14 protein-coding genes are annotated in these 18603 nt (G+C 68.5%); 2 read left to right on the top strand and 12 right to left on the bottom strand.

The window, feature by feature from the left end; all coding sequences use genetic code 11:
- Positions 1–24 precede the first annotated feature (24 nt).
- The 5 genes from AB0C01_RS25220 to kdpF form a co-directional block, all read right to left on the bottom strand.
- Positions 25–2394 carry a DUF4118 domain-containing protein gene (locus tag AB0C01_RS25220; RefSeq protein WP_357572268.1) on the bottom strand — a complete coding sequence of 790 codons (2370 nt, stop codon included), beginning with the start codon at positions 2392–2394 and terminating at the stop codon, positions 25–27.
- Positions 2395–2430: 36 nt separating this feature from the next.
- On the bottom strand, positions 2431–3309 hold the full coding sequence (locus AB0C01_RS25215) for a potassium-transporting ATPase subunit C (protein ID WP_357572267.1): 879 nt from the start codon (positions 3307–3309) through the stop codon (positions 2431–2433).
- Complete coding sequence (gene kdpB, locus AB0C01_RS25210; protein WP_357572297.1) at positions 3309–5402, bottom strand: potassium-transporting ATPase subunit KdpB; 2094 nt, start codon at positions 5400–5402, stop codon at positions 3309–3311. The genes AB0C01_RS25215 and kdpB overlap by 1 nt, the downstream gene beginning before the upstream one ends.
- Positions 5403–5518: 116 nt before the next feature.
- Positions 5519–7174: a potassium-transporting ATPase subunit KdpA gene (kdpA, locus tag AB0C01_RS25205; protein WP_357572266.1), complete on the bottom strand. Its 1656-nt coding sequence runs from the start codon at positions 7172–7174 to the stop codon at positions 5519–5521.
- A complete protein-coding gene (gene kdpF, locus AB0C01_RS25200; protein WP_357572265.1) occupies positions 7175–7264 on the bottom strand; it encodes a K(+)-transporting ATPase subunit F in 90 nt (29 codons plus the stop codon). It lies immediately after the preceding gene.
- A 676-nt stretch (positions 7265–7940) separates the two neighbouring features.
- On the opposite strand from kdpF, the gene AB0C01_RS25195 reads away from it, so the two are divergent.
- Positions 7941–9908, top strand: coding sequence for an amino acid transporter (locus tag AB0C01_RS25195; RefSeq protein ID WP_357572296.1), 1968 nt, complete (start codon positions 7941–7943; stop codon positions 9906–9908).
- A 284-nt stretch (positions 9909–10192) separates the two neighbouring features.
- Here the strand turns inward: AB0C01_RS25195 and AB0C01_RS25190 are convergent, their stop codons facing one another.
- From AB0C01_RS25190 to AB0C01_RS25170, 5 genes are all read right to left on the bottom strand, one after another.
- A complete protein-coding gene (locus AB0C01_RS25190) occupies positions 10193–12373 on the bottom strand; it encodes an MMPL family transporter (RefSeq protein ID WP_357572264.1) in 2181 nt (726 codons plus the stop codon).
- A 388-nt stretch (positions 12374–12761) separates the two neighbouring features.
- The gene (locus AB0C01_RS25185) at positions 12762–13541 is read right to left on the bottom strand and encodes a MerR family transcriptional regulator (RefSeq protein ID WP_357572263.1); all 780 of its coding nucleotides are present in this window, start codon (positions 13539–13541) and stop codon (positions 12762–12764) included.
- A 45-nt stretch (positions 13542–13586) separates the two neighbouring features.
- A complete protein-coding gene (locus AB0C01_RS25180; protein ID WP_357572262.1) occupies positions 13587–14348 on the bottom strand; it encodes an ABC transporter permease in 762 nt (253 codons plus the stop codon).
- Complete coding sequence (locus tag AB0C01_RS25175; RefSeq protein WP_357572261.1) at positions 14345–15142, bottom strand: ATP-binding cassette domain-containing protein; 798 nt, start codon at positions 15140–15142, stop codon at positions 14345–14347. The genes AB0C01_RS25180 and AB0C01_RS25175 overlap by 4 nt, the downstream gene beginning before the upstream one ends.
- 324 nt (positions 15143–15466) lie before the next feature.
- On the bottom strand, positions 15467–15949 hold the full coding sequence (locus AB0C01_RS25170; protein ID WP_357572260.1) for a hypothetical protein: 483 nt from the start codon (positions 15947–15949) through the stop codon (positions 15467–15469).
- A 625-nt stretch (positions 15950–16574) separates the two neighbouring features.
- Between AB0C01_RS25170 and AB0C01_RS25165 the strand changes: the two genes are divergently transcribed.
- Positions 16575–17402 carry an SDR family NAD(P)-dependent oxidoreductase gene (locus tag AB0C01_RS25165; RefSeq protein ID WP_357572259.1) on the top strand — a complete coding sequence of 276 codons (828 nt, stop codon included), beginning with the start codon at positions 16575–16577 and terminating at the stop codon, positions 17400–17402.
- An 83-nt stretch (positions 17403–17485) separates the two neighbouring features.
- Here AB0C01_RS25165 and AB0C01_RS25160 read toward each other — a convergent pair whose 3' ends face one another.
- Together AB0C01_RS25160 and AB0C01_RS25155 are read right to left on the bottom strand one after the other, a co-directional pair.
- Positions 17486–17746 carry a superoxide dismutase gene (locus AB0C01_RS25160; protein WP_357572258.1) on the bottom strand — a complete coding sequence of 87 codons (261 nt, stop codon included), beginning with the start codon at positions 17744–17746 and terminating at the stop codon, positions 17486–17488.
- A gap of 6 nt (positions 17747–17752) precedes the next feature.
- Entirely contained in the window at positions 17753–18367 is a 615-nt protein-coding gene (locus tag AB0C01_RS25155) for a superoxide dismutase (RefSeq protein ID WP_357572257.1), read from the bottom strand.
- Positions 18368–18603 lie beyond the last annotated feature (236 nt).

Raw genomic sequence — 18603 nt, 5'->3', positions numbered from 1 at the left:
CACCCACAGCAGCCATCCGGATCATCAGCTGCCGTCCGGTTCCGCGGACGGCTCAGCCGTGGGCAGGCTGAGCACCATCGTCAGGCCACCACCAGGTGTCTGCTCAGGTGTGAGCGTGCCCCTCATCGCCTTCGTGAGCCCACGGGACAACGCCAGACCAAGGCCCAGGTTGTCCCGGTCGTCGAGATGCTGAAACGGCCGGAACATCTGCGTCCACTGATCCTGCGGAACGCCCGGTCCCTGGTCCACGATCCGGAGGTCGACGCGCGCGCAGTTTTCAGTCGCCGAGACCGAAGGCGGCTGGTCGGCTGGGCTGAACCGCAGCGCGTTCGCGAGCAGGTTCACCAGCACGCGCTTCAGCAACGCGGGATCGGCGTGCACGGGTGGGAGGTTGACCGGCAGACGCACTCGGACCCGTTGTGCCGGTTCGTCAAGTTCGCCGGCAGCCTGTGCGACGACGCCCGACAGAACGACCGGTACCAGCGACAGCCCGAGCGTTCCAGTCAGCAAGCGGCTCATGTCCAACAGGTTCTCGACCTGAGCAGGCGGGCGTATCGTGCCCGCCTCCTCGGTGAGGCGCTCCTGGCGCAGCGCGACCGCCGCCTGGGCGGCGAACGCCTCGATGAGACGTCGATCGGCGGCGGCCAGAACCCGACCCCGGAGCACCATCGAAAGGTCGTCCTCGACTCCCACACTCGTATCGCCGTCGGCCGGGGTGGCGCACTGCTCGTCGCCGGCGGAGACGACAACCCGCCAGGCGCGGGGGTCGTGCTGGTGGCCGGGCGCGGGCGGGGTGTGCGAGGTGCGTTCGAGCAGGGTGACCGAGGTGAGCCCGAACGTCTCCCGTAGCTGTTCGAGGAGCGCGGTGAGCGGCCGGGCGCCGGGCAGCACGCTGCCGGCGACCGTGGACAGGATCTGGGCGTCGCTGCTGGCCCGTGCCGCGTCGCGGGCCCGTCGGGCGGCGAGGTCGACCACGGCGCTGACCGCCGCCGCGACGAGCAGGAAGACCACCAGCGCGAGCAGGTTCTCTCGGCGGGCGATGTCGAGGGTGCGCAGCGGCGGCGTGAAGAAGTAGTTGATCACCACCGAGCTGGCGAGTGCGGCGAGCAGTGCGGGCCACCAGCCGCCGAGCACCGCCACGCCGACCACTCCCGCGAGGAACAGCAGCATGTCACTGGCCAGGGAGAGCTGGTCGCCCGCCACCAGCAGCAGGCCTGTCAACAAAGGGATACCGGGCACGGTGACGGCGAAGCCGGCCAGCCGGCGGCGGCGCGACAGCGCGGTGATGGGGTGGGGTAGGCGTCGGCCTCGCCCGACCTGCTCGTGCGTGACCAGGTGCACGTCGACGCTGCCGGACTGGGCGGCGGTGCTGACGCCGATGCCGCGGGCGAGGAGTTGGGCGAAGCGACCGCGACGGCTCACGCCGAGCACGATCTGGGTGGCGTTGACCCCTCGGGCGAAGTCGAGCAGCGCTGCGGGGATGTCGGTGCCGACGACGCGGTGGTACGTGCCGCCGAGGCTGTCCACCAGTGCCTGTTGACGGGCGAGGTGGGTCGGGTCGGAGACGGCGAGCCCGTCGCTGCGGGTCACGTGGACGGCGAGGAGATCTGCGCCCTTCGGGGTGCGCGCGGCGATGCGGGAGGCCCTTCGGATCAGGGTTTCCCCTTCGGGGCCGCCGGTCAGCGCGACGACGACCCGCTCCCGGGCGCCCCAGGTTTCGCCGATGCCGTGCTCGGCGCGGTACGTGTCGAGCTGGTCGTCGACCTTGTCGGCGAGCCACAGCAGGGCGAGCTCCCGCAGGGCGGTGAGGTTCCCGACGCGGAAGTAGTGGGACAGGGCAGCGTCGATCTTGTCCGGTTGGTAGATGTTGCCGTGCGACATCCGTGCCCGCAGCGCCTCGGGTGTGATGTCCACCAGTTCGACCTGCTCGGCGTCTCGGACGACGCCATCCGGCACGGTCTCTCGCTGGGCGGTGCCGGTGACCTGCTGGACGACGTCGTTGAGCGACTCCAGGTGTTGGATGTTCACCGTGCTGAGCACGTCGATGCCGGCGTCGAGGATTTCCTGGATGTCCTGCCAGCGCTTGGCATGGCGCGAGCCGGGGACGTTGGTGTGGGCGAGTTCGTCAACGAGCGCGACCTCGGGCCGTCGGGTCAGGACGGCGTCGATGTCCAGTTCACCGAACTCAGCGTCCCGGTAGGTGATCGTCTGCCGGGGCACGATCTCCAGGTCGTCGAGCAGGCTGGCGGTCTGTTCGCGGCCGTGGGTCTCGATGAGTCCGACCACCACGTCGCTGCCCCGATCGGCCCTGCGGCGCGCCTCCTGCAACATCGCGTAGGTCTTGCCGACGCCCGGGGCGGCGCCGAGATAGACGCGTAGTCGGCCCCTGGTCACCGTGTGGTCCGGCCCTGTGGCATGGCGGCGAGGCGGTCAGCGGTTGGTGGGGAAGGTGCGGTCCAGCGCGAGGTTGAGCTGGAGCACGTTGACCGCCGGCTCCCCCATGAAGCCGAGCGCCCGCCCGTCGGTGTACCGGTCGATGAGGCGTTGGACCGAGTCGGGGTCGGTGTTGCGTTCTCGGGCCACCCGGGGTGCTTGCAGCCGGGCGTAGGCGGGGCTGATGTTCGGGTCGAGGCCACTGCCGCTGGCGGTGACCGCGTCGGGTGGGATGACCGGCTCAGCCGGGGCGTCTCCTCGTACCGGGGTGATCAGGCCCTGGCTGATGTCCTCGCCGATCGTGTTGCACTCGACGGCCACGTCCTGAAAGCGCGCGAGGAACGGGGTGGCCGGGCACGCTTGGTTGACACTGACCACTCGGGTGATCGGGCCGGTCAGCCCGTCGCGGCGGAAGACGGCCAGGACAGCGCCGACCCCGTCCGGGGTGCAGAACGGGCGACGGCCGTCGACTCCGTTCAGGTCCGCGATGTCCTTGCTTCGCTGGCACACCTCGGTGAGCAGGCTGGGTGTGGCGTCATCGGGGTTGGTGGCGAGGGTGTCGACGATGTTCTCCGGGCCGAGGTTGCTGGCGGCGGTCGACGTGGGGTCGTACCCGTCGCCGGCGGCGGAGGGCCGGGACTGGAAGTAGACGGGCAACGGGTTGCCCTCGCCGTCGACGAACTGCTGGCCGATCAGTCGGCTGCCGACTGTCGTGCCGCCGTCCTGAATCAGCGACCCCTTGGCCCGGTCGCGAAGGCCAGGAATGTGCCCGATCCCGACCATGACAAGGGGGTACGCCAACCCGAGCACGACGGTGGCGACCAGGAGAGCGCGCAGCGCGGCAAGATGTTGAGCGAGCCAGTTGGGTAGGCGCATCACGAGATCCCCGGGATGAACTGGACGATGAGGTCAATGATCTTGATGCCGACGAACGGGGCGACGAGGCCGCCCAGCCCATAGATCCACAGGTTCCGACCAAGCAGAGCGGACGCGCTGCTCGGCCGGTATCGCACACCCCGCAGCGCGAGGGGAACGAGCGCGATGATGATGAGGGCGTTGAAGATGACCGCGGAGAAGATCGCCGACTCCGGCCCGGACAACCGCATCACGTTGAGCGCGTCCAGGCTCGGGTAGACACCGGCGAACATGGCCGGGATGATCGCGAAGTACTTCGCGACGTCGTTGGCGATGCTGAACGTGGTCAGCGCGCCACGGGTGATCAGCAACTGCTTACCGATCTCCACGATCTCGATCAGCTTGGTCGGGTCGGAGTCGAGGTCGACCATGTTGCCGGCCTCCTTCGCGGCCGACGTACCGGTGTTCATCGCCACCCCGACGTCGGCCTGCGCGAGCGCCGGCGCGTCGTTGGTGCCGTCACCTGTCATCGCGACCAACCGGCCACCCTCCTGCTCCCGCCTGATCAGCGCGAGCTTGTCCTCCGGCGTCGCCTCGGCCAGGAAGTCGTCCACCCCGGCCTCGTCGGCGATCGCCTTCGCGGTACGCGGGTTGTCACCGGTGATCATCACGGTCCGGATGCCCATCCGGCGCATCTCGTCGAACCGCTCCCGCATCCCGGACTTGACCACGTCCTTGAGGTGGATCACCCCCAAGGCGCGCGCCGGCTGACCCGCGACAAACTCGGCGACGACAAGCGGCGTTCCACCGGTGCCGCTGATCCCGTCGACGATCTCGCCCACCTGCTCGGTCGGGTGCCCCCCGTTGTCGCGGACCCACTTCATCACCGCGGCGGCGGCGCCCTTGCGGATCTGTCGCGTGTCGCCGGCGCCCGCCCCGACGTCGGGGCCCAGGTCGACGCCGCTCATCCGGGTCTGCGCGGTGAACGGCACGAACGTCGCCTGCGGCATGACGCCGGGCTCACGCTCCCGCAGCCCGTAGGCGTCCTTCGCGAGGACAACCACCGACCGGCCCTCGGGCGTCTCGTCGGCGAGGCTGGACATCTGCGCCGCATCGGCGACGGTCGCGGCGTCCACCCCCTGGACCGGCACGAACTCCGCAGCCTGTCGATTGCCCAGCGTGATGGTGCCGGTCTTGTCCAGCAACAGGGTGTTCACGTCGCCCGCCGCCTCGACCGCACGACCGCTCACCGCGAGCACGTTGCGCTGCACCAACCGGTCCAAGCCGGCGATGCCGATCGCCGACAGCAACGCACCGATCGTGGTCGGAATCAGGCAGACCAGCAGGGAGATCAGCACGACGCCGTTGACACCGTCATCGGTGATGGACGCGGTGTCCGGGGCGGCGGCCTGGAACTGTTTCGAGAAGATCGCCAACGGCTGCAGCGTCACCACGGCGAGCAGGAAGATGATCGTCAGGGAGGCGAGCAGGATGTTCAGCGCGATCTCGTTCGGCGTCTTCTGCCGGTTCGCGCCCTCCACCAGAGCGATCATCCGGTCGATGAAGCTCTCCCCCGGCTTCTGGGTGATGCGCACGACGATCCGGTCGGACAGCACCTTCGTGCCACCGGTCACCGCGCTGCGATCGCCACCCGACTCCCGGATCACCGGCGCGGACTCGCCCGTGATCGCCGACTCGTCGACGCTCGCGATGCCCTCCACCACGTCGCCGTCGCCGGGGATGACCTGTCCGGCCTGCACCACCACGACGTCGTCGAGCCGCAACTGCGGCGCTGCCACGCTCTCCTCGCCGTACTGGCCGGGCTGCACGCCCGGCGACCAGCCGGTCAGCCGGGTCGCGACGATGTCCTGACGCGTCTGGCGCAGGGCGGCGGCCTGCGCCTTTCCGCGCCCCTCGGCGACCGCTTCGGCCACGTTGGCGAACACCACGGTCAGCCACAGCCAGACGGTGATCGACCAGGCGAAGAACGTCGGGTCGACGATCGCGAGCACGGTGGTGAACACCGCGCCGACCTCGACGATGAACATGACCGGGTTGTGCCACAGCGTCCTCGGGTCGAGCTTGCGCAGCGCGTCCGGCAACGAACGCAGCATCTGCCGGGGATCCAGCAGTCCCCCGCCGACCCGGCCGGGCGATTTGCCACCGGCGGGCCCGCCCGACGGGGCGGGCGCCAAGGGAGCGTCAGCCATCATCTACCTCGATACGTCTTTCACAGGCCCTCGGCGAGGGGGCCGAGCGCGAGGGCGGGCAGGAAACTCAACGCGACGAGGATCAGCAGCACGCCTACGACCAAGCCGACGAACAGCGGCTTGTGGGTGGGCAGGGTCCCCTCGGTGGCGGGTACGGGTCGCTGGCTGGCCAGCGCGCCGGCCAGGCCGAGCACGAACACGATCGGCACGAACCGGCCGAGCAACATGGCCAACCCCAACGCGGTGTCCCACCACGGCGTGTTGACGGTGATGCCGGCGAACGCCGACCCGTTGTTGTTGGCCGCCGAGGTGAACGCGTAGAGCACCTCCGAGAGGCCATGGGCACCGGGGTTCAGCGCGGTGGAGTTGTTTCCGGTGGCGAACGCTGCGGCGACACCGATCAGGATGATCGCCGGAGTGACCAGGAAGTACAGCGACGCGAATTTGATCTCCCGGGCGCCGATCCTCTTGTTCAGGAACTCCGGGGTCCGGCCGACCATGAGGCCGGCGATGAAGACCGTGATGACCGCGATGACCAGGATCCCGTAGAGGCCCGCGCCGACACCGCCTGGTGCGACCTCGCCGAGCATCATGTTGACGATCAGGACCATGCCGCCGAGGGCGGTGTAGGAGTCGTGGAACGAGTCCACCGCTCCGGTCGAGGTGAGCGTGGTGCCCGCCGCGAACGTCGCAGAGTCGGGGATCCCGAACCGAACCTCCTTGCCCTCCATGGCCGCGCCCACCGCCTGCGGCACCGTGCCGTCCCCAGCGACCTCGAAAGCGTTGGTGAACGCAACACTGGCGATCGCCAGGATCGCCATCACCGCGACGATCGCGTAGCCCTGGCGGGGCTGACCGATCATCCGGCCGAACACCCGGGGCATGCTGAACGGGATCAGGAAGATCAAAAAGATCTCCAACCAGTTCGTCCAGGTGGTCGGGTTCTCGAACGGGTGGGCGCTATTGACGTTGTAGAAGCCGCCGCCGTTCGTGCCGAGTTCTTTGATCACTTCCTGGCTGGCGACCGGTCCACCGGTGATGGTCTGCGCCGCACCCGTCACGGTGGTGACGTCCGTGCCGGCGGACAGGTTCTGCACCACACCGCCGGCGATCAGCACGACGGTTGCCACCACGGCAATGGGCAGCAGGATGCGGATACTCACCCGGGTCAGGTCGACCCAGAAGTTGCCCAGCTTGTTCGTCTGGCTACGGGCGAACCCCCGGACCAGGGCGACAGCGACCGCCATTCCCACCGCGGCGGAGACGAAGTTCTGCACCGCCAGCCCGGCCATCTGCACCAGATGCCCCATGGTCGACTCACCGGAGTACGCCTGCCAGTTCGTGTTCGTCACGAACGACACGGCGGTGTTCCAGGCGACGTGGTCGGTGACGGCGGGGAACCCGAGCGACAGCCACAGCTTGTCCTGCAGCCGCATGAACGCGTACAGGAACAACACCGAGACCAGAGAGAACGCCAGCACACTGCGGGCGTAGACCCCCCAGGACTGCTCCCCCTTGGGGTCGACACCGACGAGGCGGTAGACGACCCGCTCCACCCGGCTGTGCCGGTCACCGGAGAACACCCGGTACATGTAGTCGCCGAAGACGCGGTGGACCGCGGCGAGGGCGGCCACAAGCGCGACGACGAAGAGCACGCCCGCGGTGCTGGCACTCATCTAGAAACGCTCCGGAAACAGCAGGGCGAGAACCAGGAAGACCAGCAGGGCCGCGGCGACGATCAGCCCGGCCACGTTGACGGCGGTCACAACCGTTCCACCGCCCGTACGAGCAGGGCGAGGAGCAGAAACAGCGCCACCGTGACGAGTACAAAAACGATATCTACCACTGGAGCTCGCTCTGAGAGTTGGTCGCGTACCGAACTGGGCTGCATGGGTTAGCACCACCAGAGTCATAGAAACGCCTCCGCGTGGCCCGTGTGGTCGGTTTGGCCATTTCGCTGGCACCTTTATGGGCACCGGGACGCCCGCAGCGCGACCATCACCACCCGCGGAACCAGCACCGACCTCTGAGGATGGTGTGCGTCCGGAATCTCCGCGGTCGGGCCGACGACGTACCTGCGTCCTCGCGGCCCACAGCAGCCCAGCCCGCAGGTGAGCGACGCTCGCACCTCAGAGGCGAATGCCCTTCGACAGCGCGACCTGAGCCGGGCCGAAATGCCCATGGCGGGCGACTGTCCGGTCAGCGACCTGGAGATGCGGGGGTGGTTGAGCAGGGTGGGTAGGCTCTGCGCTGCTCGGGAACTGACCGGTGCGCAGGCTCGGCGAGATGCGGTGGCGACAGCCAGGCGCGGACGGGGATGGAGTCGGGATGGTCAACGGGCAGCAGGCCGGCACGGACGCACGTCGAGGCAGCGGCGAGCAGCGCGACACCGGCCAGGAATCGCGGGTGGACGGCCACGGATCCGATGAGGGTGGCCTGGTGATGCCCGCGTGTGTGGACACGGCGTCGGCGGCAACTGCGCCAGCGGGGACTCTGGTGCGGTGGCTGCTGAAGCATCAGGTGCAACCGGCGGGCCCCGAGGCCGGCGAGTCGCACGCCAAGCCGCACTCGTGGTGGAAGGTGATGTGCCTGACCGGGGTGGACTACTTCTCCACCCTGTCCTATCTGCCCGGCATCGCGGCCCTTGCCGCTGGCGCGCTGTCGCCGCTGGCGACACTGCTGATCGTCGCGCTGACCCTGTTCGGGGTGCTGCCGATGTACCGGCGGGTGGCCCGCGAGAGCCCCCACGGGCAGGGGTCGGTGGCGATGCTGGAGAAACTTCTGCCGTTCTGGCGGGGCAAGGTGTTCGTGCTGGTCCTGTTGGGCTTCGTGGCGACCTCATGGATCATCACGATCACCCTGTCGTCGGCGGACGCCACAGTGCACCTGCTGGAGAATCCGATCCTGCCGCAAGGGATCCCTCACGGGCAGGGCGCCGCGGTGCTCGTCACGGTGGTGCTGCTGCTCATCCTGGGCGCGGTGTTCCTGCTCGGCTTCAGCGAGGCAGTCGGAGTCGCGATCCCTCTGGTGGCGGTGTTCCTGCTGCTGAACGCGGTGATCGTGGCCGTCGGACTGATCGAGGTGATCGGCGACCCGGCGCTGCTCTCGGGCTGGACCAGCGCCCTGACCGCCGGCACCGGTGGCGTCGGCGACGTGCTCGGCCCCGCAGTGCTGGCGTTCCCGCTGCTGGTGCTGGGTCTGTCCGGCTTCGAGACCGGCGTGAGCATGATGCCGCTGGTCGACAGCGACGGCGGCGATGCCAAGGCCCGTCTCGACGCCCGGATCCGCAACACCCGCAAGCTGCTCACCACCGCCGCTCTGATCATGTCCGGCTATCTGCTGACCACGACGTTCGTCACGACGGTGCTGATCCCCGCCGAGGAGTTCAAGCCCGGCGGTGCCGCCAGCGGCCGAGCCTTGGCCTATGTCGCCCACGAGTACCTCGGTGAGGGCTTCGGCACCGTCTACGACGTCAGCAGCGTGCTGATACTGTGGTTCGCCGGCGCCTCCGCCATGGCCGGCCTGATCAACATCGTGCCGCGTTACCTGCCCGCCTACGGGATGGCACCCGAGTGGGGTCGGGCAGTGCGGCCAGTGGTGATCGTCTACACGATCATCAGCGTCGGCATCACCGTGGCGTTCGGGGCCGACGTCAACGCCCAGGCCGGCGCCTACGCCACCGGGATCCTGGCGATGATGGTGTCCGGTGCGGTCGCGGTGACGATCTCCGCGCTGCGCCGCCGCCAACGATGGGCCACCGCCGGGTTCGCCGCACTCACGCTGGTGCTGCTGTACGCGCTGGTCGAGAACGTGATCGAGAAGCCGGACGGCATCACCATCTCCGGCCTGTTCATCGCCGGCATCATCGCGGTGTCGCTGATCTCCCGCGTCTCGCGGACAACCGAGCTGCGGGCCGAGCGCATCGAGTTCGACGAACCCGCGCGCCGCTTCATCGTCGACTCCATCGAGTTCGACGGCCGCCTCGACGTTGTCGCGCACCGCCCGCACTTCGGTACGAGCGCCGAGTACCGCGCGAAGGAACGCGCGCAGCGCGGCATGAACCCGGTACCCGGTGCCGCCGACGTCATGTTCCTGGAGATTCAGGTCATCGACCCGTCTGAGTTCAGCGACGTGCTGCGGGTCCGCGGGGTCGAGGTGGACGGCTACCGGGTGCTGCGGGCGCAGAGCCCGGCAGCGCCGAACGCTATCGCGGCGATCCTGCTGGCCCTGCGCGACGCCACCGGCCTGCGCCCCCACGCGCATTTCGAGTGGTCCGAGGGCAATCCCATCGCGCATCTGCTGCGCTACCTCATCCTCGGCCGCGGAGACACCCCGCCGGTGGTGCGAGAGATCATCCGCAAGGCCGAACCCGACCCCGCTCGCCGTCCCGGCATCCACGTCGGCGGGTGACGAGGCGAACAGCGGTTAGTAAAGGCATCTGATCGAGCGCACAGGGTCATGGGCATCCCATGGCAGGGTGCCAACTGACGGTCGATGCCGCCAGTTGGCTCCCACTTCCACCGCAACGGGTGTTCCCAACCCAGGGACCGTCAAACGACCTCTCTGTTGTTTCGGGCGTTACCGAAGGCGGTAGGCGCGGCCGAGGCAGCGACCTCGCAGACGGCGTGAGCGACGATGTGGTGGACATGCGGTGGGCGGGGCAGTTCGCCTCGCCCACCGCATGTCGCGATCGTTCAGTGCGCTGCCGTGGCCGCCGACTCGGATGGGCTTGCCCCGGCCGGCGTTGCCGACGAGTCGGCGCGGGTGGCGTCGCCGTGCCCTGGCCACCAGGCGGCGTGGCCGAGGAGCGCGGTGATGCCGGGGACGAGGAACAGGGACATGATGAACGCGGACAGCACGATTCCCACCGAGACCGCGAAGCCCATCTCGGTCAGGAACGACACCCCGGCGAACAGCATCGAGGTGAACGTGCCGGCGAGAATCAGACCGGCAGCGGCCACCGACGGTCCAGCGTGGTGGATCGCCAGTGAGGCGGCGGTGCGCGGGTCGTTGCCGGCTCGCGCCTCTTCGCGAAGCCGGGCGATCATGAGGATGTTGTAGTCGGTGCCGATCGCCACCACGAACAGGTACAGGATGATCGGCAAGGAAAATGACAGGCCCGACCGGCCACCGATGCCCTGGAAGGCCAGGACGGTCGCGCCGAGCGTCGCCATGAAGCCGAGGCCGACTGCGATCATGAGATACACCGGGGCGACGATGCTGCGCAGGAGCAGACCCAGGATCACGGCGATCAGCACCCCGGCCACCGGGAAGATCACCCACAGGTCGCGATTGTTCGCGTCGCGGATGTCGGCGAAGACCGAGCTGACACCGCCGACCAGCGCGGTCGTTCCTGCCGGGGCCTGGTCGTGGGCCACCTGCCGAAGGTCGTCACCGGCCAGGTCGAGGGCCGCCGTCGAGTACGGGCTGGTGTTCAGCAGCAGGTTGATCTGGGCGACCGCGCCGTCCGAGCTGACGGCGGCAGGACTGCCGTCAGAGGCGGGCATCAGGCTGCCGACCCCGGGCACCTGGGCCAGTGCCTGCGCGTAGCCGGTGAGTGTCGCCGGGTCGAGACGCTGGCCGTTGTCCGCGCGGACGTAGACGGTGGTCGGATTGAGGGCACCAGCGGGAAAGCCGGTCTTCAGGTCGTCCAGGGCGCGTGCCGACTCGGTGTTGGCGGGCAGCTGCGCGACCTGGTCATAGTCGACCTTGAGACCGAACACGCCCAGCGCCAGTGCGACCATGACGCCGCCCGAGGCGAGGGCGACCACCGCCGGCCGACGTCCGGTGAGCCGGCCCAGGCGTTGGAAGACGCTGCCCCGAGGTGCGCGCTGCCAGGATTTCGACGGCCAGAACACCTTGGGGCCGATGAGCGAGACGATGGCCGGCACCAGCGTGACCGCGGCGATGGCCATGACGACCACCCCGATGGCAAGGCCCGGGCCGAGACTCCGGAAGCCGCCGAACACCGCGAGCAGGAGTGCGCCGAACGCGATCACGATCGCCGCGGCAGCCGACGCGATGACCTCGCCGACCCGGCTGACCGCCGTGGCGAGCGCGTTCTTCGGGGCGTCACCGGCGCGTAGCCGCTCCCGGTAGCGGAACAGCAGGAAGACGATGTAGTCGGTGCCGACGCCGTAGAGCACCACGGTGAGGATGGTCAGCAGTGACTGGTCCACCTGCATGCCGAACGCCTTGACGAACAGGGCGATGACCGCACTCGACACCGCGGAGACCACGCCGACGACCACGACCGGCAGGAGGGCCGCGACCGGGCTGCGGTAGATGATGAGCAGGAGGCCGACGACCAGGGCCAGGGTCACGATGCTGACCACCAGCAGAGCGGTGTCGAAGGCGTCCTGGTTGTCGACGAGCAGGGCGACATCTCCGGTCACCGCGTACGACAGGCCCGAGCCCTCCAGGGTGGATTTCGCCTTGTCGCGGATGGACACGACCGCGTCGCCGAGCACCGGATCAGCGGGTGGACCGGTGAGCGAGATGTTGACCAGTTGCACCAGCTTATTCGGCGAGACGGCCTGCGGCCCGGTGACCGCGGAGCCGATGCGGTCGATGCCGGCGCCTTGGATCGTCTGAGCGAGTTGACTGATCCGGTCGGTGTCGGCGGCGCCGAGGGGCTGGCCGTCGCCGCGCTTGACGACGATGGTGGCGCTCGCCCCGTCGCCCTGGCCGAACGCGCGTTCTGCCACCTCCTGCGCCTGCACCGACTCGTAGCGGGACGGCAGGAAGCTGGCCTGATCGGTGCTGACCTGATCAGCGAGGGACGGCGCGAAGAACGAGCCGACGAGCAGCACGAGCCATACCGCTATCACTTTCCATGGATTGAGGACGATCGCGCGTCCGAATCTGGCGAACATACGGGAGAACTCCTGTCATCGGTGATGAATTGCCGGCGATATCCACCCGCCACGCACTGCCAACCAGCGGCGGAGAACAGCGGACTGGGTTGCCATTCACGGAGTAAGTGCCTGGTCAACGACGTCGCCGCCTGCGGCCGGCACGGGAGACGTGTCCAGCGCGTCGTCTGATCGAAGCGTCGATGTGGCGACTTCCGCCGCCTCCAACTCTCGTGGTGCCATTTTGGCACCGAGTGGCTCAGAATGCAACCGCCATGGCTCAGGGTGGCACCACCCATCACCCCGCCGGATACTGACCTGACCACAGCCAGGATCGCCCCTGCCTGATCCCTAGCCTCCTGCCGACGCCAGGGGCCGACATCAAGGCGCGCCAAGCGGCGCCGGCAGGTCAGTCGGGCGGCGCCGCCAGCCGTTCCATCCGGTTCCAACCGGACCAGCCGCGCTCGCGCATCAGCTCCCGCAGCCGCCGTGCCCGCGGGTCGGCCTCGTCGGCGAGCGCGTCGATCAGGTCGTGCGGGAGGTCGTCCTCGACCTCCTCGGCGGGCGGGACCTCGCCGGCGGCGTATGCCTGCTCTGCCAGGCAGGCCATGATGTCGGCGGCCTCCGCCAGACGCGGGTCGTCGGCCTCGTCACCGTCGAAGATCTCCGAGAGCACCCGGTAGAGCCGGACGACCTGCGGATCGTCGAGAGCGGCGATCTTGCCGGGCATCCACTCGACGATGCGGTCGGGCCAGCGCGCCGCGACCAGGATCCACCCGTCGCGTTCTGCCTCCACCATCCGCGGGGACGCGCCGATGCCCCGGAGTCGGTCGAGATAGGCGGCCACCTCCGGTGGGAGCGCCAGGCTGTCCCCGGCGGTGAGCTGTGCGATGTGTCTGCGGCTGGTCTGCAGCCGTTGGATCTCGTCTTGCAGGTGGTCGTCGATGGTCCGGATCGCCTCGGCGAAGGCTGCTGCGTCGGCGTCGAGCATCCGGCTGATCTGCGACAGTGGCACGCCGGCGTCGGCGAGGGTGCGGATCTTGATGAGGGACACGACTGCCGTCGCGCCGTACCGCCGATAGCCCGAAGCGTCCCGCTCCGGCTCGGGCAGCAGGCCGATCTGGTGGTAGTGCCGCACCGCCCGCACCGTGACGCCCGCGTAGGCCGCGAGTTGACCGATCGTCAGCATGCTCTGATCCTGCCCTCAGTTCGCCCAGCTCTGGTCGACACCGGTTCAGGAGATCTTGCGACGGTAGGTGACGTTTGCGAACAGGTAGGCGAGGACGAGGATGCCGACGCACCAGGCGAGGGCGATCCAGATGTCGGTGCCGACCGGCTGTTGGGTGAACAGGTCCCGGATCGCGTTGACGATGGAGGTCACCGGCTGGTGCTCGGCGAAGGCGCGTACCGGGCCGGGCATGGACTGGGTGGGCACGAAGGCGGAGCTGACGAACGGCAGGAAGATGAGAGGGTAGGAGAACGCGCTCGCGCCGTCCAGCGTCTTCGCGGTGAGACCGGGGATCACGGCGATCCAGGTGAGCGCCAGGGTGAACAGGACGAGGATGCCGGCGACCGCGAGCCATCCCAACACGCTCGTGCCGGTGCGGAAGCCCATGATCAGGGCGACGCCGATGACGACGACGAGTGAGATCAGGTTGGCGACCAGCGAGGTCAGCACGTGCGCCCACAGCACTGACGAGCGGGCGATCGGCATGGACTGGAAACGTTCGAAGATGCCGCCCTTCATATCGAGGAAGAGCCGGAAGGCGGTGTAGGAGATGCCCGAGGCGATCGTGATGATCAGGATGCCGGGCAGCAGGTAGTTCACATACGAGTCGGTCCCGGTCTCGATCGCGCCGCCGAAGACGTAGACGAACAGCAGCATGAAGGCGATCGGCATGATCGCGGTGGTGATGATGGTGTCCGGGCTGCGGGCGATGTGGCGCAGCGAGCGTCCCAGGAGAACGGCGGTGTCGCCGAGGAAATGCTTGTTCATGACTGTTCCTTGTTCGTTCGGGCGCCGACGAGAGTGAGGAAGACGTCCTCCAGGCTGGGCTGCTTCTCGACGTACTCGATCTTCGCGGGTGGGAGGAGCTGCTTGAGCTCGTCGAGGGTGCCGTTCACGATGATCCGACCCTCGTGCAGAATCGCGATCCGGTCGGCGAGGTGCTCCGCCTCGTCGAGGTACTGAGTGGTGAGCAGTACGGTCGTACCGCCCTTGGCCAGGTCCATGACGGCCTGCCACACCTCGATGCGCGCCTCCGGGTCCAGCCCGGTTGTCGGCTCGTCAAGGAAGATCACCGGTGGGTTCCCGATGAGACTCATCGCGATGTCCAGCCGGCGGCGCATGCCACCGGAGTACGTCGCCACCCGCCGGCTGCCCGCCTCGGTCAGCGAAAAGCGCCTCAGCAGGTCGTCCGCGATCGCGCGCGGGTCCTTGAGGTGCCGGAGCTTGGCGACCAGGACGAGGTTCTCCCGCCCGCTGAGGATCTCGTCGACCGCCGCGAACTGCCCGGTGAGGCTTATCGACTCGCGCACCTCGGCAGCCTGTGCCGCGACGTCAAAGCCGTTGACCCGGGCGGTCCCCGCGTCGGCCCTGAGTAGCGTGGAGAGGATCTTGACCACCGTGGTCTTGCCCGCCCCGTTGGACCCGAGCAGAGCGAAGATGCTGCCCCGCGCGACGTCGATGTCCACGCCGCGCAGGACCTTCAGGTCCTTGAACGACTTCTCCAGGCCGTGCACGTGGATCGCGGATTGCTCGGCCTGAGCTGTTGTTGGCGAATTGCTCATGGCAGCCAGCATGAAGGGTTGACGCAGCGTCAGGGTCAAGCCCGCGGCGCGGATTCGATTGTTCGCCCGATGAGAGTTGTGTCATGACGCTCCCGACGAGAGCGGCTGATTCCTCTGGACGGCATTGACAACCTGAGCTCGGAGCCATGCGATTGGGAGTGGCCCAGCGGTCGCGGTCGTGACACCCGCCACCGGGGCGGTGGCGCCATGACCACCGAGGTGCGCAGGCTGGGATGCCCGGGGCGCGCATGCTGCCCACCGCGCAGCGACCAGTGACCGACGCGGCCGGCACGAACCGTCAGGCGCGGCGGTACTACGAGCGGCTCAAGCCGCGCGACGGCCGTCGAAGGCGTTGTCGGGCGGTGCGACAGCTACATCACGTTCATCAGGGAAAGAGTTGTCCGCCACCACCTGCAGCGGTTCTGAATGCGCGTGTCGTGTCTGCGGGACCTGCCGCATGAACCGGTAGCCGATCCCGAGGATCGCACCGAAGCCGATCACCACGGCGTACGACCAGGCCCCGTCGCCGCCGGTCAGCTCGCCGAACTGGTTCGCCAGGAACCCGACGAACGTGGCCATGGCCAAACCGGTAACCGCGGCCACAGCGCGCAGGTCAGGAACCAGCGCCGCAAAGGCACCGGCCGCCACAGCGACAACGAGCACCCGCCCCGGCATCTCCGAGCGCGAGAACAGCGCCGCCGCCACGAGGGACGCGGCGATCATCGCCGTCCAGCCGATCGCGACGCTGACGCCCGTCGGTGTCCGCTGCGCGCCCCGTGCTTCCCACAGGTTGCGATCCACCGCCATGGCAAACCTCCGGCAACCGTGCGGACCCGCGCATCGAGTCCACCTGGCACCATCTCAGTCCGCCGGGCCGGCCACCGTCGACAGCTTTCACGCACCCGTTACGACCACGGGCCGATTCTTGACACGGCCATAACGGCACCTACGCAGCCATACGAGCCGGTTGGTGCCGGCACCAAGATGCGCGCACCGGCCGACACGATCCGCCGCAGGCACGATTCGTTCGGAACCGGCAGTCCCCTTGCGGCGGGCTGGCGTATCGGCGGCGTCAATACCCAGCCGGGTTCCGTATCAGCGGTGTGAAGAGCCTTGTGGCGCACACCCCGTACGCGATGTGCTCGTCGTCGCAAGGACGAGGTGGAAGAAGCGACGGTAGTCAGATTGACGTGGCGCACCCCGGCCGGGCTTGTCCGAGCCCAGCCGTAGTGGACGGGCGACCGGTGCGGTCCAGACAGGGCATCGCCGTCCCCCACATCCGGGCGCGGCGCATGTCGCTGACTGCTCTCGACGCGCTGCACCCCGTCGCGCGGCGGGTTCGGGCCGGTTCGGCTTCGAACCCGCCGCAACCTCTTGCTTCCGACGAGAGCACAACCCGACAGCTGACAGCACACCGGCGTAAAGGAGCCAGATGGACGAGGTCTCCCGGACCGCTCTGGTCACCGGGGCCAGCAGCGGCATCGGTTTCGAGGTCGCCTGCGCCTTGGCGGCCCGCGGCTGGCACGTGCTGCTGCACGCCAAGACGGAGACCGAGGGGCATGACGCGACGCGGCGGCTCCTCGACACCGTCGCGGCGTCGGCACCGGTCCAGCCGATGATCGCGGACTTCGCGCAGCTGTCGCAGGTGCGTGCGCTCGCCGACGCGGTGGTTGCCCAGTCCTCGGGGCTGCAACTGCTCATCAACAACGCGGCAATGGTTGGCCCTGCGCGCAGGGCAGCGACGGTCGACGGCAACGAACTGTCGTGGCAGGTCAACTACCTCGCACCGTACCTGTTGACAACCTCGCTGCTGCCGGCGCTGCGCGGCAAGCGCGGCGCGCGAGTGGTCAACGTGTCGTCTTGCCTGCACCGGATGGGTGACCTGCCGTGGAGTGATCTGAACCGCATCGAGCGGTACGCGCCGGTGATCGCGTACGCGCAGGCCAAGCTGGCGTTGACCATGTTCGGGGTGGCGCTGGCTGACAGGTCCTGGACCGAGGTGACGGTCGCCAGTGTTCACCCGGGTGTGGTGGCAACGCGGCTCCTCAGTATCTATGGCCGCAGTGGTGTCCCAGTGATCGACGGGATGCAGGCGGTACTGCGCGCGGCCACCGGCGAGGTGCCGGTCAACGGTGCCTACTACGAGGGTTGCCTGCCAGCGGTGCCGGCGCCGCTCGTGGCTGACGCAGCGGCGGTGGAGCGCCTCTGGCAGCTCAGCGAGCGTACCGTCGGGGCGAGCGTGAGCCACCGTGCAGCGTGAGTCCAGTGACACGTAGCAGAACAGGAAGCGGCGGGTTGCGTCGCCCGCCGGGTTCCGCTGACTCGGCGGGACCCGGCGGACGGTCAGGCCGGCGGCGACTGGGCGGTGTCGGCCAGGAGCAGGGTCAGTTCCCGGACCAGGTCGTCCATCGACTGGCCGCTCTGCGCCTTGACCAGGCCTAGCGCGAGGTCGGCCAGCAGGTAGAAGCCGAGGGTACGGGCCTGCTCGGAGCTGAACGCCGACATCAGCGCCTCGGCGCCGACGAGGTCACCACGGTGTTTGGCCGCGATGACCCCGGCGGCGCGTTGCACGATCTCGGCGGCCTCGGGGGTGTACCCGCTCACGCCGGGTCAGATCTTCGGGATTGCGGCGCGGGCGGCGTCGAAACGGGCGGTGACGTCGGTCCAGTTGACCAGGTTCCACAGCCGGTCCACGTAGTCCGGGCGCACGTTGCGGTACTGCAGGTAGTAGGCGTGCTCCCAGGCGTCGAACACCAGGACCGGGGTGGAGCCCTGCCCGACGTTGCCGTGGTGGTCGTAGACCTGCTCCACGATCAACCGTTGGCTCAGCGGCTCCCACGCCAGGACACCCCACCCGGAGCCCTGCACCCCCTTCGTCGCCGCCGACAACTGACCGGCGAAACCGTCGAAGGAGCCGAAGTGCTCGTCGATCGCCGCCGCCAACTCACCGTCCGGTCGGTCACCGCCGTCCGGGGACAGGTTGTTCCAGAAGATCGAGTGCAACACGTGCCCGGACAGGTTGAACGCGAACGTCTTCTCCAACCCGACAAGCGTCGCGTAGTCGCCCTTGTCCCGAGCCTCGGCAAGCCGGTCGAGCCCATCGTTGGCGCCCTTGACGTACGCGGCGTGGTGCTTGTCGTGGTGCAGCTCCAAGATCTCCCCGGACATCGCGGGTTCGAGTGCCCCGTAGTCGTAGGGCAGGTCGGGCAGTTTGTACACGGCCATCAGGTACGTCCTCTCATTGCTGCCACAGTCTGGCTGTTGCCATTATCTTGCAACAAGAGGCGGGATGTCGTTAGGGGACGTGATTGATCACAGGGACGTCGCACCGGCTCGCGGTGAGCGACGAGGGACCCGGCAACAAGACGGGATGCCTGACACCTCGCTATGGGTCCTGCACTTAGAGTGATGCCGGAGTGTCCATCGTCAGATGAGTTGACAGCCGAGAGGGCGTGGGGGGT

The organism is Micromonospora sp. NPDC048905 (genome assembly GCF_040649655.1).
Lineage (GTDB): Bacteria > Actinomycetota > Actinomycetes > Mycobacteriales > Micromonosporaceae > Micromonospora.
Note: the sequence above shows the minus strand (reverse complement) of the source record. Positions and strands in the feature narration are given on the sequence as shown.